This window comes from Pseudoramibacter porci, from assembly GCF_009696145.1.
Taxonomy (GTDB): domain Bacteria; phylum Bacillota; class Clostridia; order Eubacteriales; family Eubacteriaceae; genus Pseudoramibacter; species Pseudoramibacter porci.
The window spans coordinates 21,908-44,677 of sequence record NZ_VUMO01000006.1 but is presented as its reverse complement, the minus strand read 5'-3'; the positions used below and the strand labels follow the sequence as shown (position 1 = coordinate 44,677).

The following is a 22,770-nucleotide window of genomic DNA, read 5'->3' as shown; positions in this document are numbered from 1 at the left end:
ACCTCAATTTATTAGATGTTTACCCAAATTATTTAATATACCGTTGATATATCGATATGATTTTTCGTCACAATATTTTTTAGCAAGTTCAACAGACTCATTAACAGCTATTTCGATTGGCAAGCCTAAATACATCATTTCTGCAGCTCCGATTCGCATGGCTGCAAGTTCTGCACTTGGAATACGATCAAAATGCCAGTCTTCCCGGAGATATTTATTAATTTCAGAATCTATTGTTTCTAAATGGGCAACCACCGTTTCCACGAGTAAATGTGCGTATGTATATTGATCACCCTGGAAATCTTCTTTTGGATCTGCAAAGCCTGCGCCATTATCTAATGTTGCCATTATTTTAGCTTTTAAATCAGATTGTCCGCGATCTTCAAATCCAATCTGAAAAACCGCCCGATAAGCAAGCTCTCTTTCAAATTTTCGTTTTTCTTTATTCATTTTTCTCCGTTAAAAAAGCCGCTTGTCAGCGGCTTAAGTTATTTATTTAATATTTTCCGCAGCCTTTAACCAGAATGTTCACTTGTGAAACCGGTTTACCCGCCATAATCTCAACTGACTCTTTAACCTTTTTCTGTACTTCTTCACAAACTTCTGGGATTTTTATACCAAGGCTTGTAATGACATGAAGATCGATCTGATAGCCATCTTCTTTTTCAACAACTTTAACGCCCTTAGAAACTGCAGAAGGGTAAATGGCATCCAGTATTTCATCTGAAATACGCATAAACATTTTTTCGATTCCATCAATACCCAATGCAGCCATGCTTGCAATCGAACATATCATTTCATTTGATATGTCGTTTGAAGTTGTATGAATATTTTCTTCCATCTACATACCTCTTTTCAATGATGATGTTCGTCATGATCCTGGAGTTTTTCTAGGGTGTCATCATCTAAACAAAACTTACTTTCGCACTGAGGACATACAACGCGATCCTCTGCGAAATCTTCAAAACTTGCAATGAAGGTATGTCCGCAATTTGCGCAGGTGACTTCATAATAATCATCTTGTTCATCATGATGACACGTTTCCACTGCGTTTTCCAACTCAGCAACCCGACGTTCTAAATCATCTATACGCTTTGCCAGTTTTTCAATCGCTGTTTTTGTATTGTCAACCATTAAACACGTTCCATGTATTCACCGGCCCGTGTGTCCACACGAATGGTATCTCCTTCGTTAACAAACAGCGGCACCGTAATTTGAGCGCCTGTTTCAACCGTACACGGTTTGTTTGCCCCTGTAGCAGTATCTCCTTTAAAACCTGGTTCTGTTTGAGTAACTTTTAATGTAACAAAATTTGGCGCTTTGACTTCAAAGGGTTCGCCTTTAAAGAATCGAATGGTAGCGTTGTCGTTTTCTTTTAAATACTGTAAAGCATCCTTGACCTTGTCATATTCAATTGGGATCTGTTCGTAAGATTCCAGATCCATAAAATAATACAGGTCGCCGTCCGCGTAAAGATACTGCATTTCTTTTGTATCGATATGTGCACGTTCAAATTTTTCGTTCGGTGAGAAAGTTGTTTCAGTTACCGCTCCGGAAATAACATTGCGAATCTTTGTTCTGACAAAGGCAGCACCCTTACCAGGTTTAACATGTTGAAATTCAACCACAACATAAACCTGCCCATCCATTACAAATGTAACGCCTTTTTTAAATTCACCTGCTGAAATCATATCCGTTATACCTCCATCATAGAAATATTTTTTCTATTTTATTCTAAATTAATAATGATTATTTAATATTTTATCACACCTGATATTTTTGTTCAATGACTTAAGCTCTTGCAAACTAACCCTCGATCTAACCCGGATAAATCGCGAATAACTTTTTGAACGCTAAAATAATTAGTATTTGCAATAAAAGTGATGTCATGTATTTGGTTCCATCCGCATTCGCAAATGATTGTCCCGCCAGGCATTAAAAAATTGCGCGCTTCCGAAAAAATGCTTCGATAAAAATCCAATCCTGTTTTCCCGCCATCCAGAGCCATTTGAGGTTCAAAATCTTTAACATCTTGAGATAAATCATCGATTTCCTCAGTTGGAATATATGGCGGATTAGTTACAATCATATTGTACTGATCTGAAAGCTCTTGAAACAAATCACTCTGCACAAACTTTATATCTATCTGGTGTTTCCTTGCATTTTCCTTTGCGATTTTTAAGGCTTTGAACGACAAATCTGATCCCGTCACAACTGCTCTTTTTTCATAATAGGCTATGGCAATCCCTATATCTCCGGATCCGCAACACAAGTCTAAAACACGAAGTTTCTGTTGTGGCATCTTTTTTAAAATCTGTAAAGCATTTTCAACAATATTCTCGGTGTCTGGTCGTGGAATCAACACATCCGGCGTGACAACAAAATCCAAACCCATAAATTCCTTATGCCCTACAATTTGAGCGTAAGGCTGATGGTGGGTTCTCTTAAAGAGACATTGATCGTAACGTTGTTTTTGTTCCAAAGTCAGCTTCGTATTTTGATTTACGAGCAATTGAAGCCGATTCGTATTTAACGCATGAGATAAAAATAATTCTGCTTCAAAGCGCGGTTCAGGAATATTGGCCTGTTTCAGTATCTGTGCGCCTCGGCGAAGCGCATGTTCATAAGTTTCGTTTTTCATCTTAGCAATTAAGCAAAAAAATAAGCCGGTTTACCGACTTATTTTTCTTCGTTATTTAATACCTTAGCGTATTTTTTCTTAAATCTTTCCACTCGCCCGCCAGAATCGACTAATTTTTGTTTACCCGTATAGAATGGATGACAAGCAGAACAAATTTCAACACGCAGTTCCGGTTTTGTGGAACCAGTTTCAAAAGTATTGCCACAAGCACATTTTACAATGGCTTTACCATATTTTGGGTGGATGCCTTCTTTCATCGTATTCACCTCTTTCTCATTCGCATATTTAAGATCGAACTTTAGCTAAAATTCAACTTTTTTAGTATATCAAAATAAAATTCGAAATGCAATAACTTTTCTCGATTAATTTATACATTTGCTATCTGTGATGAACGGAATTGTACCCATGACATCTTAATAGCGTGTGCAAATTCACATGTTGCTACGCCTTTGTCAACTATAGAAACAATCCAACTTTCAGCGTATTTAGGAGGTGTAACCGTCACCGGAAACATATGTCTCAAAATCATATTTGCTTCTTTTTTATTGAGATCATAATCTTTTTCCGCATTTTTTAATGCGTGTTTCGGGTGCACGACCGCATGCATATTCCGAATACGATCGAATCCTCTTTCATTGTGTTCTACTGTTCGCCAATCTTCAAAATAATAATCGTGCAACAACGCCCCCCTCGCCGTCGACCAACTATCGAGATGCATTTTTTTTGCAATGACGTAGGCATAATAAGCAACCCGTACACAGTGGGCATATCTGCCTAATTCATTTCCATGATGACGCTGCTGCTTTAATGTTTGAAATTTAGGATCATTGATAATATCAGCTGTAATAGAATAAAATGGTTTAAAATACTTCTTTTCCCGTATACTTTCCATATATATGTAAATTCCACCTCACTAATCCTGATTAAAACTACGTTATATTTATAATCCATTTGTCTGAAATTAGGATTAAATTGTGAGAATCTGTCTTGTTAAAAAAGCAAGCTGAAAATACACTATACTTGCTCTGTTACTTCTTTACTATACGCGGTAAAGAAAGTGTGTATGAATATCATTTCTTTGTTCACGCACAGCTTAAGCTATGCAAATTTCACTGTTAGAAAAACAGATAAGTTCAATGGCAACGACCTGAACTGTCTCTTCTGGTTTGATATTTCGAAAATCAAGATGCTTTGTTTTCCCTCTCGTTTTATAATACTCACTTTCTTATCATTCGGAATCTAATATAGCATTTCTGCTTATTTTTTACTTACTCTCAAAAGCCTCCCAATCGATACAATAAATATTCTAAAGGCTTTCTTTTGCATTAACAATTGAAAATTCAATTCTTGCCAAGTAGTATAAATTGCGTACAAAAATTTGTAAAATATTATCCGTTAGTTCTGTGAATTCCCGCGCACTGAATAGAAAAAATGCATAATATGCAGAAAATTGCATATTATCGCAATTATGGATTGAGTATTGTCGGCAAAGGCGATATGCAGAATTCGTGCATTTTTCGTGCATTCTCGTTGTAACAAAAAAACCGACGCCTTGAAACGTCGGTATTTAGCCAAATGGTGGAGATGAGGGGATTCGAACCCCTGACCTCGTAAATGCGAATCACGCGCTCTCCCAACTGAGCTACACCCCCATTTATTATGTTTTTGACTGGCGGAGAAGGTGGGATTCGAACCCACGTGCCCAAAAATGGACAACCGCATTTCGAGTGCGGCTCGTTATGACCTCTTCGATACTTCTCCAAAAGACTACGATAAATATTTTACCATTGTTCTTTTTTATGTCAAGTCTTATCTAAAAGATATTAATCATTTTTTTATTTTTTCTTTTCCATAAAATGATTATAATGGTCTAATAAATCTTAAGGAGGTTATTTCATGATTAATCAACCTGTCGGCATTATTGGTGCTGGAAATATGGCATCAGCAATAGCAAGGGGCATTATTAATAAAAAAGTTGTAGTCCCTTCATCCGTTCGTATGTTCGATCCTGACTCGGAAAAACTAACTGGTCTGGTAAATGAATTAAATATTATTCCAGAGACTGACAATGTGTCCTTGGTGAAAAACGCAAATATCATCATTTTAGCGGTTAAGCCAAATATTTATCCCAATATCATAAAAGAAATCCGCGATACCGTCGATTCGTCTAAAATTATCGTCACAATTGCTGCTGGTCAAAAGATTTCTGCAATCGAAGATCTCTTTGGAAAGACTATCTCTCTTGTTCGAGTCATGCCCAATACACCAGCTCTTGTCGGAGAAGGCATGTCTGCCTTGACTCCGAATCAATTCATCTCTAATGAAAATCAAAATGAAGTATTAACTTTATTTAAATGTCTCGGGAAAGCTGAATTGATTCCTGAAAAATTAATGGATGCTGTAACGGGCATTTCCGGTTCCTCTCCTGCCTTTGTATTTATGTTTATCGAAGCGATGGCCGATGCCGGGGTACAGGCCGGGATGCCGCGGCAACAGGCTTATACCTTTGCTGCTCAAGCGGTCTTAGGCTCTGCAAAAATGGTTCTAGATTCCGGGCAACACCCTGGCGCACTAAAAGATATGGTCACCTCCCCTTCCGGAACGACCATCGAAGGCGTTTTAACATTAGAAAATAAAGGGTTTAGAGGAATTGTTTCACAAGCGGTAAAAGATACGATAAAAAAATCAATCGCAATGTCAAAAGATAATTAGATAAAAAAGGTTATTTCCGTCTTGTGTGCTACGGAAATAACCTTTTTTTATCAAACATTGAATTTAAAGAAAGTGACATCGCCATCTTTCATAACGTAATCTTTACCTTCTGTCCGCGTTAAACCTAATTCTCTTGCTTTTGCTTCGCTTCCCGCTTCGATGAGATCATCATAGCTCGTAATTTCCGCTTTAATAAAACCTCGTTCCATATCAGTATGAACTTTTCCAGCTGCCTGTGGGGCCTTCGTCCCCTTTGTAATGGTCCACGCGCGGCATTCATCAGGACCAGCGGTCAAAAATGATATCAACCCCAATAAACGATAAGCAACTGAAATCACACGATCTAAACCTGACGAATCCATTCCCATAGCGTCAAGAAACTCTTGTTTTTCATCATCTTCTAATGTTGAGATCTCTTCTTCAATTTTGGCTGAAATTTTAACAACTTCCGCTGGTGCCACATAATCTCTAAGTGCTTTGACATAATCGTTATCTTCCGACAAATCATCTTCTGAAACATTGGCAACATAGAAAATCGGCTTCGTACAGATCATTTGAAGACTAGAGACCCACTTCCACTCATCTTCAGAATAATCTGCGGGATCTGGTTTTTTTTGTGCTTCTAAAGATGCTTTTACGCGTTGCAAAATTTCCAGCTGCTTTTTAGCTTCTTTAGAGCCTTTTGCTGCTCGTGTTGTTTTATCAATTCTTCGTTCAATCATTTCCAAATCAGCGAAAATCAATTCAAGATTGATGGTTTCCACATCGTCGACTGGATCAATCTTTCCCTCGACATGAACGATATTTTCATTTTCAAAGCAACGGACAACATGAGCAACCGCATCGACTTCACGAATATTCGCAAGAAACTTATTGCCTAGACCTTCACCTCGGCTTGCGCCTTTTACTAAGCCCGCTATATCAACAAATTCAATGGTGGTTGGAACAATCTTTTTTGTGTCATACATTTTCCCCAACACATCCAAACGCGGGTCGGGAACCGCTACCATCCCAACATTTGGATCAATGGTACAAAATGGATAATTGGCCGATTCTGCTCCAGCTTTTGTAATGGCATTAAAAATTGTACTCTTTCCTACATTAGGTAACCCTATAATCCCTATCTGCATTAAACTATCCTTTCTACTTATTTCTGATTTGACGGCCGCATATCATCTTGCCATAATCGTTCCAAATCGTAAAATTCACGTTCTTCCTGAGAGAAAACATGAATAATAACATCGTAATAATCCAAAAGAATCCAACGTGATTCTCGTTCACCCTCAACATTTTTAGGCTCTATCCCCATCTTAGAGGCGTTGTCCTGAATATTCTGACTAATAGCATTAACTTGACGAACATTACTGCCACTGGTAATCACAATAAAGTCGGCTAAGGATGAGCGTCCCCGAACATCAATCACTTTTGTATCGATCCCCAAACGGTCGTCGATCCATTTTTGTACATATTCAACAAATTCCATCGGTTCTATTTCAAAAATTTTATTTGTACTCATTTTGATCCTCATTACTCTTTATTTATCTGATACTTCTCTTCAATGATCATGTAATTTCGCGCTTCAATCGTCCTAGGATGAATTAAGCCGCCAATACGCATAACATATGAAATAGTATTATCAAAGGCTTCCCGACATGCCATATCCAAATCTTTGTCATAACTAGTTTTTCTCAAATGCTCTACACCAGGATAATCTCTGCCAGGCTCAATAAAATCAGCCAGATAAATAATTTTGTCTAGCGTACTCATATTGCTTTTTCCCGTTGTGTGACAATCAATCGCCGACAAAACTTCAGGATCTTTTACATGATACTTTTTCTTAGCGACTACAGCGCCAACAGGGCCGTGTAATAATTGAGGTTCAAGTATCATGATCGGGTCCAAAGCGATTTTTTCATCCTTTGCTATTTGAAGCATTTCATGATTCGAAAAATTCTTTGCACAATCGTGCAATAACGCGGCCATCTCAGCTTGGCAAACATCAATACCATTTTGTCTTGCTAATTTTGACGCCGATTTTACAACGCCAAGTGTGTGATTGAATCGATGTGGTTTTAGTACTTTTTTAAGTTCAATCTTGATTTGCTCAAATTGATTCTTTTCTTTTTTCAATATGATTTCCTATTCAACGGTATAAATTTTTTGACTGAATATAAGCATTGACATCGTCTGGAATTAAATAACGAACGGATTTCCCCTCCCGAATTCTTTTTCGAATATCAGTTGAAGTGATATCCATTCCAGATAACATCATAGGGTAAATCATTGCCCGATAACGCTTTCGCAGCCTCAATATCGCCCATCTCAATTTAAAAGTGGGATATCCCGGACGCTCCGCTACAATGAACGCCGTTTGCTTGAACAATGCATCAATTTTACGCCATTTGGTAATATTAAAAACAATATCAGCACCCGCTATAAAGAACAATTCCTTATCCGGATATTGTTCCCTGATTTTTTGGATCGTGTCAATTGTATAAGTTTTTCCCGTGCGATTGATTTCAATCGGTGAAACTTCAAAAAAAGGATTTGACGCAATCGCTAGTGTAACCATTTTATAACGATTTTTGCGTTCTAATACATCGTTCGTCGGCGCGGTTTCAAATTTAAACGGATTAGCTCCCGTTGGGATAAAAATCACCCGTTCTAATCCGAATTGAATTCTTGCAGATTCGGCCAAATGAAGGTGTCCAATATGAATTGGATTAAAACTCCCTCCAAAGATCCCAATTTTTCCATTCATTTTATTTTAATTCGTTTTTCTTTGTCGGTAAATCGATACGAATATGCTGAGGATTTCTCTTAAATAAGACAAAAGTATTTCCAAGCACCGTGACAACATCTGCTTTCAGATGTAAAGCCAGTTCTTCAGCAGCGGATCGCGCATCAATCGGTGCGTTCTGCTGAACTTTCCCCTTAATCAATTCTCTGGCCACAATGGCTTTGTAAGACTGATTTGTAATTTCTCTGTCAATGCCGCCTTTCCCTATGTATATGACAGGATTCTCTGAAACGGCCAATTTTCTTAAATAATTTCTTTGTTTACTTGTTAACATAATTTCTATATAAAATATTCAAACTCTATTCCTTCAATTGAAACGATATCTTCTTCTTGGATGCCTTCCTGTTCAAGAGCTGAAAACACCCCTGCGTCTTTCAATCGTTTTTGAAAATAACGCGTCGACGTTAAATCATCGAAATTTACTGAATGAATAAGCTGATCGAAATCACCGGTCACAACATAGACTTTTTCTGCCCCCCTATGTTGCACTTCAATTGAAAAATGAGGTTTCGTTCTCTTCAAAGAATAAACTCGGTTCGATGATTCAGACGCCACTTCTTGACTCAATGCTACAGATTTTTGATCTGGAATTTCTTTTAACTTGTTAATTGTATAGCCCAATAATTCGTCAATGCCTTTGTTCGTCGCAGAAGAAATAGGAAAAACTGGATATTTTTTTTCTTTGAGCTTTTTCGCCACCTCTTCAACAACGTCTGGATCTGCCATATCAGATTTAGACAATACGACGATTTGTGGCTTATCCAGCATTTTAGGATTATACTGTTCCAACTCATTATTAATTTTTTCGAAACAATCAAGGGGATCTTCTCCGCTTAACAAAGCTGTCTCCGAAACATCCAGAAAGTGCAGAAATAATTTAGTTCTTTCAATATGACGCAGAAAGCGTAACCCCAATCCAACGCCCTCACTAGCCCCTTCGATAATGCCTGGGACATCAGCAACAACAAAGGAATCAAAATTTTTCCATTCAACAACGCCGAGATTTGGATCAATAGTCGTGAATGGATAATTACCAATTTTAGGGTTGGCCTTCGTCACAACAGACAAAAAAGTCGATTTTCCAACATTAGGAAATCCGAGGAGCCCAACATCCGCAATAAGCTTTAACTCGAGTACTAATGTTCGCTCTTCACCCTTTGAACCACCTTGAGCAAACCGTGGCGACTGACGCGTCGAAGTTGCAAAGTTATAATTACCCAAACCGCCTCGGCCGCCTTGTGCTGCAATAACAGTCTGTCCATCTTCACAGAGATCAGCCAATATTTCTTCCGTAGTTCGGTCTTTAACAATCGTGCCCACAGGTACTGTCACAATAACATCGCTGCCATTTTTCCCCGAGCTTTTGCTGGACGCACCGTCACCGCCATCAGTTGCTTGAAATTTTTTCTTATATTTAAATGGCGCGAGCGTGCGCATACTGTAGCTTGCCTGAATGATGACAGATCCGCCCTTTCCGCCGTTTCCGCCATCTGGTCCGCCCTTTGGAATATATTTTGCACGGTGAAAGGTCATTCCCCCGTGACCGCCTCGTCCGCCTTTTACATAAATTTGAACTTGATCGATCATGAATACTCCCAGTAGTATATATCTCTATTTCTCTTTTATATGAATAAAAGCTGCCGCAGGACGCTGCGACAGCTCTCACTTGATTTAATTATTCAGCTAAATTACGCGGATAAACAGAGCACTGTTTCTTATCACGCCCTAAACGTTCAAATGCGACAACGCCGTCAATCGTGGCAAAAAGCGTATCATCTCCGCCTTTTCCAACATTTTTGCCTGGATGAATTTTTGTTCCACGCTGACGAACCAAAATATTGCCAGCTAAAACATGAGCACCGTCACCCTTTTTAACACCTAAACGTTTTGATTCAGAGTCACGGCCGTTCTTTGAACTCCCAACTCCTTTTTTATGAGCAAAAAGCTGTAAATTCATTTCTAACATGATCATTACCTCCAATTCTTGAGTTAACACGTTTCATCAACTTCGATGATATTAACAAAATCACTGTACGTTTCTGTAATAAGCCGAATATTAATGAGATAAGTTTGAAGCAAAACCAATAATTTGCCTTTCCGTTCCATCTCATCTACAGCTGTTAACTGTGGAACACAAATACGCGTTTCCCCGGGTTCATATTTTTCCACGACCTCATTCTCAGGAAAATTCAAAACTTCGATCATTCCATTGATTAATGCGATCGTCAAAACAGAAACGCCAGCACAAACAATATCCTTTCCACTATCTTCATATCCACTATGGCCCGTTACATCAATGTGTGTAATGGTTTCATCGCGATAGGTGATGCGGACTTGAATCATTATTTTTCGATCGTCGTGATTTTAACTTTCATAAACGGCTGACGATGGCCTTGTTTGCGGCGATAATCTTTTTTGGCTTTGTACTTATAAACAATAACCTTCTGACTCTTGCAAAGATCAAGCACTTCGCCTTTTACAGTTGCACCTTCCACAACAGGAGTTCCAATAGTAAGGTCGGCGCCTTCACCAACAGCTAATACATCATCGAACGAAATTTCATCGTTGACTGAAACATCCTTCAACTTTTCGATTTCGATCACATCATCCTTGGCAACGCGATATTGTTTGCCACCTGTTTTAATAATTGCGTACATGAAAAATTCCTCCTCATACCAGTCTCGCCACTATAGGTACGTTTTTGTTTAAACCATAAGTGAGCGGCTTCATAACGTGATAAAGATATCACACATACTGGTTATCGTCAAGTTTTTTACTTTATTTTTTAGCACGATATTTTTTCTGAAAATCAAAACACTGGTCTGCAACTTCACCTGACAATACCAGTAAACAAATCAAATTTGGAATTGCCATCAAACCGTTCATCGTATCAGAGACATTCCAGATCGTCTGCAACGCCGTTGTCGCCCCTACATAAGTAATGAGGGAATAAATAATACGATAAATTTTCGTAGCGATTGGATGGTCGATTAAATATTCAAAAGATTTTTCTCCATAATATTCCCATCCAAGTATGGTTGAAAAAGCAAATAGTGCAATACCAATAGTAACAATTAATGCGCCGAATTGCCCTAATGCGCTTGAAAAGGCCGCTATTGTGAGTCTCACGCCTGTAAGTGGATTTCCCTGTGCATCCAATTGCCCTAATGTCCCGGATGATGCAATAACAAGTCCTGTAACTGAACAAATAATAATTGTATCAAAAAAGGTTCCCGTCATATTGATATATCCTTGACGTGATGGGTGATCTGTTTTTGCAGCAGCCGCCGCTATTGGCGCTGAACCTAAACCTGCTTCATTTGAAAAAACGCCTCGTGCAACACCGTATCGGAGTGCTTGAGCAATAATCATGCCTCCCGCGCCACCGGCAGCTGCTTTCGTTGAAAAAGCCATTTGGAATATTTTTTCGATGCCCGGCAATAAATTCCCATGGTTGATGATAATAACGATAATACCTGATAAAAAATAAAAAACACCCATAAGCGGCACGATCGTTCCGCAAACACGTCCAATACTTTGAATACCGCCTACCAGAACAATAAAAACCATGACTAAAATAATAAGGCCAGTAATCCAAGTTGGAATATGGAATGTACTCAATAAAGCGTCAGAAATAGAATTGGATTGTGTCATGTTGCCAATACCAAAAGACGCTAAAGAAGCGAAGAATGCAAATAAGACCGCTAGAACCTTGCCAATCTGCTTTTGTGGAAATCCTTGTTCTAAGGCGTACATTGGACCGCCTGCCATTTGTCCATTAGCCTTTTTAATTCGATATTTCACCGCTAGAACCGATTCGCTGTATTTTGTAGACAATCCAAAAATGGCAGCAATCCACATCCAAACCAATGCGCCAGGACCGCCCAAAACCATTGCTGTTGCAACACCGACAATATTGCCAGTCCCAATTGTCGCAGCTAATGCTGTCATTAAAGATTGAAAAGGTGTGATATCCCCCTTCGTTTCATCTAAATAATCTGGCTTTGAAAAAACAGATTTGATCGCAAATCCCAAATTACGCCACGGTAAAAATTTTAATCGAATCGTTAAAAAAACACCTGTCCCAACTAACAAAGTTAGCATTACAGGGCCCCAAACAAAATTATTAATTGTCGAAATGATCTCGTCAAAATTCAATAATACCCCTTCTTTCAACGTCAAACTATTTTTGATTTTAGCATAAAAGAAAATCTCTGTCATTGATATTGCTTGCAAATATAATAAATAAAATACATTAAAGCGCAAAACTTCACACAACGATATAATTCAAGACATTTCCCAAAAGGTACGAAGCTTTTGCTCAAGCTGTGAACGATTTTGAACGCGCTCTGGTCCATTGATGTATTTAGGAAAAAGTTTTTGATATCGTTCCTCTTTGTAGCGATCGTCAATTAAAAGTGCAACGCCGCGATCTGTTTCTGTGCGGATGACGCGTCCCATCGCTTGAAGAACTTTAGAAAACCCGGGATACATATAAGCATAACAATAACCTTGATGATTGAGTTTCTGAAAATAATTCCGCAGCATGTCATTTTCTCTATTGATCATTGGAAGGCCAACACCAATAATGGCAACACCAATCAAAGATTCTCCTGCTAAGTCTATGCCCTCACCGAAAGCACTACCTAGAATCGCAAATCCTACCAAACTCCTATTTTGATCTTTACGAAATTGATTGAGATATGCTTCTTTTTCTTTTGAAGACATATCCTGTTTTTGGCAGATAATATCAAACTGAGCTGTCTGGACTTTTTTAATAAAATCTTGATAAATCAAATTCATATAAGCATAAGATGGAAAGTAAAACAAATAATTTCCGTCATGGCTTTGAACAAAAGCGATCAATGTTTCAGAAACCTGTTCAAATGTCTGCTGCCGATCTTTATATTGCGTTGAAATTTGATCTGCTGTCAAAACTAATAAATGGTTAGCATCGTAAGGTGAGTCCAAATTGACCAACGACATTTGAGATCCGCCTAAAAAGCGTTTGAAATAGACAAGCGGCGATAAAGTAGCTGAAAAATAAATGACCGATTGACATATCTGCGCTTTGTCAAATATAGCAGATGCCGGATCTAAACAATGAATCCCAACGTGAATATCGCTGCGATCATCAGAAAGGGCAAATGACGTTCGGCTCTCTTCCCCGTAAGTATCGTGAAGAACTAGAATTCGACGAATTTCAAAGTAAAACTCCAATACCTTTTCATCAATCACTTTTCCCTGCTGCGCGTATTGCGAAATCATCACCTCACCTGTTTGTGCAACGCTTCTTAAACGGTGATATAAGTCAATGGGAAATTGTTTTTCAACATGCCACGATGTCTTTTGAACGGTTAACATCACCCGCTCTTGTTCGAGGTAATCAATAACCTCTGTCAACGCTTTGAAAAAACCATTAATTTTGCGGACTTTTCTTCTGATTTCCAAAAAATTTTGTTTACTGATCAAACGATTACTGTACATATCCCGCACGCGCTCCACAAGATGATGCGCTTCATCCACGAGCAAAATGCTCTTGCCTCTATTTTCGTTTTCACACAGACTTTGCAAGCTAATGACCGGATCATAAATATAATTATAATCGCCAATAATGACGTCGCACCATCTTGCCAAATACAGCGAAAGTTCAAAAGGACATAAACAATATTTTTTTGATGCGGCAATAAGATTTCGGCTATTAAATTGTTCCTCAGCTTGTAACAATTCATAGACTGCCGGTTTGATACGATCGAAAAAATGATCAGCGTACTCGCAATCATCGGGATTGCATTTTCTATCCTCTTTTAAGCAAATTTTATCTTTAGCAATGAGTGTAACGTATCGAATAGATAAACCACTTTTTTCTCGTAGGCACATCAATGCATTTTCTATTGCTTCGGTTCCGGTCGTTCTGGCTGTCGCATAAAAAATACGATCGCCATTTTCATGGGCCAAAGCATGCAGCGCTCCAATCAAAACTCCCATCGTTTTTCCGATTCCTGTCGGTGCCTGACAAATGAGCAGACCCTTGTCTTCAATCGTTCGATAAACTGCACTTGCAATTTGATGCTGTCCTTTTCGCCAATTTTCAAACGGAAAGGGCATACGTCGGATACTGTCGTTACGCCAAAGCATCAATTGGCTTTGTAAATCAATCCACTTGTTCCATTCACGAAACATCTTATTAACATATTCGCACAAACCTTCAAATGAAATTTTTTCTTTTATTTGGCGGATTGTGCCGCTTGGAACTTGGTAAAAAGTCAGCTGTACTTCAATCTCATCCAATTGATTCTCGCTGCACACCATCCACGCGTAAGTCCTCACTTGAGCGAAATACTCTGGATAATCGTCTTCCGAAATTGTCATAACATTACGAGTCGTCGTTTTAATCTCGTCAATCAAACATGGCTTGCCGTTCTGAAAGACAATTCCATCAGCGCGTCCCCACAAATTAAAAATATGATTTTGAAAGCAGGTTTGATATTTAAGCGTCACTTCTGGATGATAAGAGGCGCCCATACTTTTCTGAAGCTTGCGATGGATGATGGCGCCTTCCTGAGCACGACGCGCCCTTCCAAAACGCGTATCAATACTACCATGCTGATAAACAAATTCGACAAATTCACGAACAGAAAGCGTAATGATTTTTTTGTTTCGTCGATCTTGTTCTGCTTTCATTCGTCTGTATCAGGCTCGGGTAAAGGCATCCATGCTGTAATCTTAGATGAAATGCTACCATCAGACTCAACGACTTGTCCATTGTTAAAAATAACATTATCCATGTCTTTACTATTGGAATGGGTCAAAAAAATAAATGCACCATTGGTTTGATAAGGTGGAATGTAAACCGCCAAAGCTACTTCACGATCTAAAACATGCTTATAATTTTCCTGTGATGATTGATGCATAATGCTTACTAGACAAACCCGCTGTTGTTCTGGCAGTTTGTCCTTTATTTTAATCCATTTCTGTTCTGTCATATCCTAATTTCCTCTCTATTCTTATATGAATAATCCAACAATAACACCACACGCAATGCCAACAAGTACATCCGACGGGTAATGGACTCCGCCGACAATTCGAATAAACCCTGTAAAAAAACTAATAATAAAAAAGATTATTCCTAAAATCGGAACAACTTTGACAAATGCCATCGCAATGACAACCGAGGAGAACACATGTCGACTCGGCATCGAACATCCCCTTTTTCTTTTTACAATTAAAGGATCAATTGCCCACGTCTGATAGGGCCTTGCTCGGTTAATACCCCTCCGAAATAAGCTTAAAAGAACGAAACCAACAGCCGGATAAAGTAAAATTTTCCAAAATATTGCGTCTTTCTCAGACCACAAAAATATAAGCAAAAGCGGATACATTACAAACGGAATAATGGTCAACACTTTGTTGATTATTTTTAGCGCATCAACTGAATGAGGATGTTTTCTAAAAGGCGCACTTATCTTTGTGTAGCATATTTGATAATTTTTTTCAGGATTTTTCATTTAGAAAGATATAAGCGATCCATAATTTCCCAATGAGATTGAACAACAGCATCCGCTATAGAAGCATCAACTAAAGCTGCATCTGCACTGGCGAACAACCATGAATCGGCGCCAGCTTTTTTTCCAGCAATGATGCCGTTAGTTGCATCGTCAATTACCAAACACTCCTCAGGTGAAACACCCATAACCGATGCGGCCGCTTCCATGATATCCGGTTCAGGCTTTCCCACTTCTACGTCTTCCGATGTAACGAATCCATCAATATACGGCCTAATCCCTAATAGATCAATCACTTTATCAACAAGGTAGCGTTTTGATCCTGAAGCAATCGATAAATGAAATCCTGCATGATGGCAGGCTGCAAAGCATTCACGGACACCTGGAAAAATAGCTGGTCTTTTCTCCGGTACATCTAATAACTCAAAATAACGTCGGCTTTCATATTCTGCTTGGGCTGCCGGATCAATATCTAAATGATATACATTCTTCAGGTATTGCCACCAATTTTCACAGCCGCGTCCCATACTTTTTGCAATCTCTTTTTGTGTTGGCTGAATGCCAACTGCCTGATACATGTCTGCTTCAATTTGCTTATAGAGGCGTTCTGAATCCAGGAGCACGCCATCCATATCAAAAATAATTCCTTTGTATTCTTTCATACAATCCCTCGCTTTACTGATTAAAAATATTATATCAAACTGTCCCTTCGAACCAAATAAAAAAGTGCAGTACTCAGAGTATAAAATTCTCTGGATACTGCACCTAACATCCTTGCCCATTATTGGCCAGCGTAATGCCAATATTGTGGATATGAACGCCAATTTGTCCCGACACTTGCTTCTGTACCTGTTTGGTCTCCTGTTTCTGGATGACCGCGATTTGAATGAAATCCTGCTGAGCTATTACCTCCCAAAGACAATTCAACATGGCTTGAAGGATCCAATTCAATATCTCCCCGCGACGGTGACGAAACAAGAACCCATCCATTCGCTCTTAGCGCGGCACCTAAATCATGCGTTGAATTCGCGTTGATCGGAAAACCAGCCATTCGAAGTGAATAAATTATCGATGATGAACAATCAAAATCCGGTCCCCAACGATTTGCCTGAGAATAGCCATGACTGTTGTCATTACACAAAGCTACCATAATCTGGATAAACTTTTCAACTTTTGGTGAATTGGATGCTGCAATTGAGCTGACATCTGCCGGTACTGAGAAACTTCCCGCACTGCCAGCCTGAGAAGAAAGCTTGGCTAACTGTTCAGCAAGTTTTCCCTGCTGCGTTTGCTGGAGCTTTGTAATTTCTTCTTTCTGCTGCTGCAACTTTTTCTGATTTTCTTGAATGGATTGAGTCGATTCTTCGAGTTCTTTTTTTGCAGTGTCTGCTTTTTCTACAATTTGATTATCGCTTGCATATACGTAGCGGATACTGGCCAGATTGCTTAACATCTGAGAAAAACTTTTTGCTGAAAAAATATATTCCAGCGCAGATGTCTGTCCCATCATATACATCGCGCGAACTCGCTTACCCATCAACTTTTTCGCAGCTTTGTATTCGGCTTCACGCTGAGGCAAAAGCGACTGGTTAATGGTTAATTCTTCGTTCGCCTTGTCGATTTGAGATTGAATATCTTTTAACTTCTGAGTTGTTTGAGCCAATTCCTGTTTGGATTGTTCGACATCCTGCTGAGTCGGCGCTGCCAAGGCAGAAATAGGTGTACAGATAATCGCCGCAGAGAGGATGAACGTTATCAAACGTTTCAACCTTTCACACTCCTTTAATTCTAATATAAAATTCATTTGAATTTAGTTTAACGGATTATGTCCAAAATTACAAATTAATTAAAAAAAAGCTAAGATTTCTCTCGCTGTGCTCAGATAAGTACACACTATTTCTCTTATTTTTTTACTTATAAGACAAGAATATAATGTCGCATCTATAAAAAGTGCGGTATAATATAAAAAGAAAATTTTGCAAATTAAAGGGAGGTTCTATACCTATGGCATCAATTTTTGAAGGCTTTAAAGAACAGCTTAAGGCAAATCCAAAAACCATTGTTTTCCCAGAAGGCGATGATCCGAGAATTCTTCATGCGGCCAACCAATTATTAAAAGATAAAACATTAAAAGTCATTTTACTTGGCGACACCATGTCCGTATTCAAAGCAACTCGCAGTGAAGAATACGATCACATTAACGATGCAGAATTCATCGATCCTGCAACATATCCAAAAGAAGATATGGATGAAATGGTCAATGCCATGCTCGAACTGCGTAAAGGTAAAATGACCGAAGAACAGGTTAGAGAAGCACTGTCCCACACTAACTATTTTGGAACGATGCTCGTTAAAATGGGAAAAGCCGACTGCTTACTCGGCGGCGCAACCTACTCCACCGCGGATACTGTCCGTCCAGCACTTCAGCTCATCAAAACTAAACCTGGCGCTCATCTCGTCAGCTCTTCATTTATTCTGATGAGAAACGATGAAAAAGAACGCCTTGTTTTCTCTGACTGCGCAATCAATATTGACTACAAAGACCGCGTTGATAAAGAAGGAAACGTGACACTTAGTGCGGCAAAACAATTAGCCGAAGTCGGTGTTGAATCTGCAAAAACTGCAAAAATCTTTGGTATCGATCCTAAAGTTGCCTTCCTCTCATTCTCAACATACGGTTCTGGAAAGGGCGGCACCGTTCAGTTATCACACGATGCGACTATCGAAGCTCAGAAGATGGCACCAGATGTTGCAATCGACGGAGAACTTCAATTCGATGCTGCGGTTTCTCCTGAAGTTGCCAAGACAAAATGTCCGGACTCAAAAGTTGCTGGACAAGCGAATGTCTTTATTTTCCCATTGATCGAAGCAGGTAATATGGGATACAAAATCGCATCACGTTTAGGTGGATTTGAAGCCATCGGTCCTGTGCTTCAAGGCCTAAATGCCCCAATTAACGACTTGTCCAGAGGTTGTACCGAAGACGAAGTTTACAAGATGGCGATGGTTACTGCAGCATTAGCATAATAGATTGTAAGATCTACACTTAAAAAACCAACCACGCGTCAAACGCGTGGTTGTCATTCGACGGGCAAAGCCCTCTGCTCCTAGCGGACACGTAAAACGTGTAAACACGATCTGTCAGTCGCTTTGCCCTTTTTGTTACTTTTTACTTCTGAATGGACTTGTTCCTGATATTCTCAGTTGTTCTCCCAATCGATCTTCTTCCAACTGATTGGATATATATTCACTGATTCTTTTCTCATTTTTCCCAACAGTATCCACATAATACCCTTTACACCAGAATTCTCTATTTCGATATTTATACTTCAATTCTCCAAATGCTTCATACAACATTGTGCTGCTTTTTCCTTCTAAATATCCCATAAATTTTGACACAGTATATTTTGGTGGTATTTCTACAAGCATATGAATATGATCCGGACAAACTTCCGCGTTGATTATTTTTACGCCTTTTCATTCACATAATTTTCTTAATATCTTGCCAATACTCCGCTTTTTCTCCTTGTAGAAAACCAGCCGTCTATATTTCGGTGCAAACACGATATGGTATTTGCAGTTCCACTTTGAATGCGATAGACTATTAATATCATTCATTCCCATTATGAATGATCCCTCCTTTTCGTTACTTTGATTGCAGCTGACAGACCGCATTCAAAGTGTAACACGTTAAGGAGGTTTTTTCTGTTCAAACCTTTAAGGTTTCCGGAACCACGCGTCAAACGCGTGGTTTTCTCCATACAATAAAAAGCCTCCAAATCATTAAATTTGAAGGCTTTTTTATTTGTTCTCAAATTTTTTCACTAACTGATCTGTCTCAGCAAATAATCGAATGTTAATTTTTTCTTGATTTAGAAAATCCAATGCAAATTGCTCAGACTTCGCAATATCCTTTAATGCAAAAATGGGTCTATGATATTTCTTCGCGTAGCGCAATGTGTGAACCGTTCCGCTATTCTCATTAAATTCCGAAGTGATAACCACATCCGATGCCATCGCCTGAAGTCGATCTCTTTGAACGTAATAATAATTCTGCACAGAAAAGTTCTTCGGACTAGGCGGGTATTCAGAAAGAAGGCATCCCCCACTTTCTATAATTTTTTCACCTAGTTTTCGGTTAGAGACCGGAAGCACCTGACTGACCGGACTTGGCAAAAAAGCCGCCGTCTTACCACCAGCATTCAAACATCCTAGATGAGCCGCTTGATCGCACCCCGTCGCCAGCCCGCTGACAACCGTCACATTTTTTTCTGCAAGCCTTTCTGCAATCATAACATTTGATTGATACCCTAATTCCGTTGGATGGCGTGTTCCGATAATAGCAGCGCATTGTTTTTGATCCAAAGTCGACAAATCCCCGAAATAATATAAAATGATTGGACATTCGTCACTGTTATCTTTCAAATGATTGGACATTTTGAGCCGTTTTGGAAATGATTTTGAGAATTGTGTTGCAATGAGGATATTCTCCTTGTCACACTGCTCAATGATTGCTTCTGCCTTCCGATATCCATCCATAAAAAAAGAAATCGGCAGCATTTCTGAAAACTGATTGAATTCGATACCTATTTGAATCAGATCAAAAAAATTTAGATCCTGAGTTGAACACAAACGCTGAGGATGATATTTATCTACTGTTTTGACCAACCGACTTAAACGATGTTGGCCAAATCCCTTCAAGCAGGAAATGGCCAACAATCCAATATCGATATTATTCATCTCTCAACTGCGCATTTAATTTCGTTTGCAGCTCAGAAACAATCGTGTCCATTACTTTGTTAATTTCTTTATCTTTTAGGGTTCGATCTGAATGACGGAAGGTAATTGAATAAGCTAAGCTCTTCTTATCTTTTGGGATCTGTTCTCCCCGATAAACATCAAAAAGTTTAATGCTTTCAATAATATCACCACGATGTGCGTGAATAATATCTCTGACTTTAATCGCCGGAATGTCTTTGTCAATAACAACAGCCAAATCGCGCTGTGAAGCTGGATATTTGGGAAGATTTTTATATTTAACAGTATAATCGGCATTCAATTCTGTCAACTGATCAAAATCCAGTTCAGCTAAATACACTCGTTTAGGAAGTGATAATTGTTTGGCCACAACTGGGTGAATTTCCCCAAAATCACCGATCTGTTTGCCATCAATAGTGATGACCGCCTTTCGTCCTGGATGGAATAAATCACGCCCGCCCATTTCAAAACGCGCATCTTGATTACGGAGCAAAGCCTCCAAAACACCTTTCATGGTGTAAAAATCTCCATCATTATACATTGAAAGTACTAAATGGTTCTTTTGAATCGGCAAATCTTCTTCATTCGCATTTTCATGATAGGTTGCTGCGATTTCAAAGAAGCGTCCTGATGGATTCTTGCGACTGTGGTTCATCGCAATCAAATCCAATTGCTGGCCAGCCAAAGTAAAACGCATAATGGACGTATCTTCGCCCAATGGATTAACAATCTTAATCGGAGTTTCACTGCCGTCAAGCTGCATAGCTTCAATCATTTTAGGTGAAGTGAAAGACGTCGTCATCGTTTGATAAAATCCAGCGCCAATTAAGAAACTTTCAATCTGTTCCTGATATTTCTGAGATGCCGTCTTCTGGCCGATTAATGTGCTGCCTTTCATTAACGTATTCGGTATTTTGTCATATCCGTAAATTCTCGCGACTTCTTCAGCAATATCTTCTCGGATTCGCAAATCCTGTCTTTCATCCGGAACGGTAATTAAAAGCGTCGCATCATCTAAAATCTCAATGCCAAGGAAAAGGCGTTTAAGAATCGAAACAATTTCGTCTTCACTGATCTGAATGCCTAAATATCGGTTAATCCAATTACAATCCACTTTAATTTGATAGTTTTCCTCAGGATTTGGATAAATATCAATCATGCCTGAAACTGCTGTGCACGCGCCAATTTTTTCCAATAAATACGCCGCACGCAAGGAAGCTGTTTCACATAATTCGGCGTACGAACCTTTTTCATATCGCGCTGATGCTTCTGTACGCAACCCTAATTTTCTCGATGTTGTTCGAATGCTTGTTTTGTCAAAAAAAGCTGACTCCAAAACCATGTAATGGGTCTGATTTGTGATCTCAGAATTCAAACCGCCCATAATGCCAGCAATCGAAATGGGTTTTTCACCATTGGTAATCATCATCATTTGATTATCGATTTTCCGTTCTTCCCCATCAAGGGTTGTAAAGGCCGGATCATCGACGCGATCTACCACAATTTCTTTCGTCCCGATATGATCGTAGTCAAATGCGTGCAGCGGTTGCCCCAATTCGATCATAACGTAGTTCGTCACATCGACAATATTGTTGATCGGGCGAACCCCCGAGTTTAATAATTTCCGCTGCATCCATACTGGTGATGGCTCGATTTTATTAACTTTAAAAACTTTTGCCGTATATCTTTTGCAGTTGGGATCTTTAACTGATACCTTAAGATATTTTTCTATTTCCGAATCTTTTGCCGCGGATTCGTACAAATCAATAGACCGGATTGGCTGATCTAAGGCGGCTGAAGCTTCTTTTGCTATTCCGTAAATCGACTGACAATCTCCCCGATTCGCCGTCAATTCAATATCTATGATCTGATCGTCAACCCAAAATAGCTCTCGAACATCGAGGCCACTTTCCGTTCCTTCTGGGAATATGTAGACATTTTGTGTTGCGTCTTTATTAAATAAAGAAGTATCTAATCCCATTTCCTTAACGGAGCACATCATCCCTTCAGATCGAACGCCTCTCATTTCTGAAGCATTGATCTGCGTGCCAGTATCAATAATTGCACCGTCAAGAGCAACCGGAACAACTGCTCCTTCATATACGTTTTGGGCATTTGTAATAATCGGAAGCGCCTTATTTGGGCCAAATTTTACAGTGCACACGCGCAATCGATCAGCATTGGGATGATTTTCTATTTTTGTGATTTTTCCTGTCACAATGCCCTTGACTTTCTCATTGACGGGGGTAATCGTTTCGACTTTTGTCCCTGCCATTGTTAATGTATCACCAAATGTTTTCGCATCCTGATCTATTTTCACAAACTCTTTTAACCAATTGAAAGAAGCTAACATC

General features: G+C 39.1%; 26 protein-coding genes, 2 tRNA genes and 1 pseudogene. 2 read left to right on the top strand and 27 right to left on the bottom strand.

Annotation, left to right across the window (positions count from 1 at the left end):
* Positions 1-3: 3 nt before the first annotated feature.
* From nusB to FYJ52_RS05640, 9 genes are all read right to left on the bottom strand, one after another.
* A complete protein-coding gene (gene nusB / locus FYJ52_RS05680; protein ID WP_154576265.1) occupies positions 4-450 on the bottom strand; it encodes a transcription antitermination factor NusB in 447 nt (148 codons plus the stop codon).
* Between the two features lie 46 nt (positions 451-496).
* The gene (locus FYJ52_RS05675; protein WP_154576264.1) at positions 497-841 is read right to left on the bottom strand and encodes an Asp23/Gls24 family envelope stress response protein; all 345 of its coding nucleotides are present in this window, start codon (positions 839-841) and stop codon (positions 497-499) included.
* A 14-nt stretch (positions 842-855) separates the two neighbouring features.
* Positions 856-1,134 (bottom strand): hypothetical protein, encoded by a 279-nt coding sequence (locus FYJ52_RS05670; protein WP_154576263.1) that lies wholly within the window; start codon positions 1,132-1,134, stop codon positions 856-858.
* Positions 1,134-1,691 (bottom strand): elongation factor P, encoded by a 558-nt coding sequence (efp, locus tag FYJ52_RS05665; protein ID WP_154576262.1) that lies wholly within the window; start codon positions 1,689-1,691, stop codon positions 1,134-1,136. The genes FYJ52_RS05670 and efp overlap by 1 nt, the downstream gene beginning before the upstream one ends.
* A 92-nt stretch (positions 1,692-1,783) precedes the next feature.
* Positions 1,784-2,641, bottom strand: coding sequence for a peptide chain release factor N(5)-glutamine methyltransferase (gene prmC / locus FYJ52_RS05660; RefSeq protein WP_154576261.1), 858 nt, complete (start codon positions 2,639-2,641; stop codon positions 1,784-1,786).
* Positions 2,642-2,679: 38 nt separating this feature from the next.
* Positions 2,680-2,898: a 50S ribosomal protein L31 gene (rpmE, locus tag FYJ52_RS05655; protein WP_154576260.1), complete on the bottom strand. Its 219-nt coding sequence runs from the start codon at positions 2,896-2,898 to the stop codon at positions 2,680-2,682.
* Between the two features lie 110 nt (positions 2,899-3,008).
* On the bottom strand, positions 3,009-3,533 hold the full coding sequence (locus FYJ52_RS05650; protein ID WP_154576259.1) for an HD domain-containing protein: 525 nt from the start codon (positions 3,531-3,533) through the stop codon (positions 3,009-3,011).
* A 684-nt stretch (positions 3,534-4,217) separates the two neighbouring features.
* Positions 4,218-4,293 (bottom strand) — tRNA-Ala (locus tag FYJ52_RS05645).
* 18 nt (positions 4,294-4,311) lie between these two features.
* Positions 4,312-4,402, bottom strand: a tRNA-Ser gene (locus tag FYJ52_RS05640).
* 138 nt (positions 4,403-4,540) lie between these two features.
* Between FYJ52_RS05640 and proC the strand changes: the two genes are divergently transcribed.
* Positions 4,541-5,353, top strand: coding sequence for a pyrroline-5-carboxylate reductase (proC, locus tag FYJ52_RS05635; RefSeq protein ID WP_328598774.1), 813 nt, complete (start codon positions 4,541-4,543; stop codon positions 5,351-5,353).
* Positions 5,354-5,403: 50 nt separating this feature from the next.
* On the opposite strand, the gene ychF is transcribed toward proC, so the two are convergent.
* The 15 genes from ychF to FYJ52_RS05560 form a co-directional block, all read right to left on the bottom strand.
* Positions 5,404-6,483 carry a redox-regulated ATPase YchF gene (ychF, locus tag FYJ52_RS05630; RefSeq protein ID WP_154576257.1) on the bottom strand — a complete coding sequence of 360 codons (1,080 nt, stop codon included), beginning with the start codon at positions 6,481-6,483 and terminating at the stop codon, positions 5,404-5,406.
* A 17-nt stretch (positions 6,484-6,500) separates the two neighbouring features.
* Positions 6,501-6,869 carry a ribosome silencing factor gene (gene rsfS / locus FYJ52_RS05625; protein ID WP_235901547.1) on the bottom strand — a complete coding sequence of 123 codons (369 nt, stop codon included), beginning with the start codon at positions 6,867-6,869 and terminating at the stop codon, positions 6,501-6,503.
* 11 nt (positions 6,870-6,880) lie between these two features.
* A complete protein-coding gene (yqeK, locus tag FYJ52_RS05620; RefSeq protein WP_154576256.1) occupies positions 6,881-7,483 on the bottom strand; it encodes a bis(5'-nucleosyl)-tetraphosphatase (symmetrical) YqeK in 603 nt (200 codons plus the stop codon).
* A 13-nt stretch (positions 7,484-7,496) separates the two neighbouring features.
* Positions 7,497-8,114: a nicotinate-nucleotide adenylyltransferase gene (gene nadD, locus FYJ52_RS05615; protein WP_154576255.1), complete on the bottom strand. Its 618-nt coding sequence runs from the start codon at positions 8,112-8,114 to the stop codon at positions 7,497-7,499.
* A gap of 1 nt (position 8,115) precedes the next feature.
* Positions 8,116-8,427, bottom strand: coding sequence for a YhbY family RNA-binding protein (locus tag FYJ52_RS05610; protein WP_154576254.1), 312 nt, complete (start codon positions 8,425-8,427; stop codon positions 8,116-8,118).
* A 5-nt stretch (positions 8,428-8,432) separates the two neighbouring features.
* A complete protein-coding gene (gene obgE / locus FYJ52_RS05605) occupies positions 8,433-9,740 on the bottom strand; it encodes a GTPase ObgE (RefSeq protein WP_154576253.1) in 1,308 nt (435 codons plus the stop codon).
* Positions 9,741-9,828: 88 nt separating this feature from the next.
* Positions 9,829-10,119 carry a 50S ribosomal protein L27 gene (gene rpmA, locus FYJ52_RS05600; protein ID WP_154576252.1) on the bottom strand — a complete coding sequence of 97 codons (291 nt, stop codon included), beginning with the start codon at positions 10,117-10,119 and terminating at the stop codon, positions 9,829-9,831.
* Between the two features lie 23 nt (positions 10,120-10,142).
* Positions 10,143-10,496 carry a ribosomal-processing cysteine protease Prp gene (locus FYJ52_RS05595; protein ID WP_154576251.1) on the bottom strand — a complete coding sequence of 118 codons (354 nt, stop codon included), beginning with the start codon at positions 10,494-10,496 and terminating at the stop codon, positions 10,143-10,145.
* On the bottom strand, positions 10,496-10,810 hold the full coding sequence (gene rplU, locus FYJ52_RS05590) for a 50S ribosomal protein L21 (RefSeq protein WP_154576250.1): 315 nt from the start codon (positions 10,808-10,810) through the stop codon (positions 10,496-10,498). The genes FYJ52_RS05595 and rplU overlap by 1 nt, the downstream gene beginning before the upstream one ends.
* A gap of 121 nt (positions 10,811-10,931) precedes the next feature.
* Positions 10,932-12,311 (bottom strand): alanine/glycine:cation symporter family protein, encoded by a 1,380-nt coding sequence (locus tag FYJ52_RS05585; protein WP_456238974.1) that lies wholly within the window; start codon positions 12,309-12,311, stop codon positions 10,932-10,934.
* A 129-nt stretch (positions 12,312-12,440) separates the two neighbouring features.
* On the bottom strand, positions 12,441-14,837 hold the full coding sequence (locus FYJ52_RS05580; protein ID WP_154576249.1) for an ATP-dependent DNA helicase: 2,397 nt from the start codon (positions 14,835-14,837) through the stop codon (positions 12,441-12,443).
* Positions 14,834-15,139: a DUF551 domain-containing protein gene (locus FYJ52_RS05575; RefSeq protein ID WP_154576248.1), complete on the bottom strand. Its 306-nt coding sequence runs from the start codon at positions 15,137-15,139 to the stop codon at positions 14,834-14,836. The genes FYJ52_RS05580 and FYJ52_RS05575 overlap by 4 nt, the downstream gene beginning before the upstream one ends.
* A 21-nt stretch (positions 15,140-15,160) precedes the next feature.
* Positions 15,161-15,661, bottom strand: coding sequence for a phosphatase PAP2 family protein (locus FYJ52_RS05570; RefSeq protein ID WP_154576247.1), 501 nt, complete (start codon positions 15,659-15,661; stop codon positions 15,161-15,163).
* On the bottom strand, positions 15,658-16,320 hold the full coding sequence (locus FYJ52_RS05565; protein ID WP_205960779.1) for an HAD family hydrolase: 663 nt from the start codon (positions 16,318-16,320) through the stop codon (positions 15,658-15,660). The genes FYJ52_RS05570 and FYJ52_RS05565 overlap by 4 nt, the downstream gene beginning before the upstream one ends.
* 119 nt (positions 16,321-16,439) lie before the next feature.
* On the bottom strand, positions 16,440-17,426 hold the full coding sequence (locus FYJ52_RS05560; RefSeq protein WP_205960778.1) for a PcsB-like coiled-coil domain-containing protein: 987 nt from the start codon (positions 17,424-17,426) through the stop codon (positions 16,440-16,442).
* Positions 17,427-17,662: 236 nt separating this feature from the next.
* Between FYJ52_RS05560 and pta the strand changes: the two genes are divergently transcribed.
* On the top strand, positions 17,663-18,685 hold the full coding sequence (pta, locus tag FYJ52_RS05555) for a phosphate acetyltransferase (RefSeq protein WP_154576244.1): 1,023 nt from the start codon (positions 17,663-17,665) through the stop codon (positions 18,683-18,685).
* Positions 18,686-18,820: 135 nt separating this feature from the next.
* Here pta and tnpA read toward each other — a convergent pair.
* From tnpA to pheT, 3 genes and pseudogenes are all read right to left on the bottom strand, one after another.
* Positions 18,821-19,276, bottom strand: a pseudogene (gene tnpA, locus FYJ52_RS05550) (IS200/IS605 family transposase).
* A gap of 183 nt (positions 19,277-19,459) precedes the next feature.
* Positions 19,460-20,398, bottom strand: a complete 939-nt coding sequence (locus FYJ52_RS05545) for a DNA-processing protein DprA (RefSeq protein WP_154576243.1) — start codon at positions 20,396-20,398, stop codon at positions 19,460-19,462.
* Entirely contained in the window at positions 20,391-22,769 is a 2,379-nt protein-coding gene (gene pheT / locus FYJ52_RS05540; protein WP_154576242.1) for a phenylalanine--tRNA ligase subunit beta, read from the bottom strand. Before pheT ends, FYJ52_RS05545 begins: the two co-directional genes overlap by 8 nt.
* Between the last annotated feature and the right edge of the window lies 1 nt (position 22,770).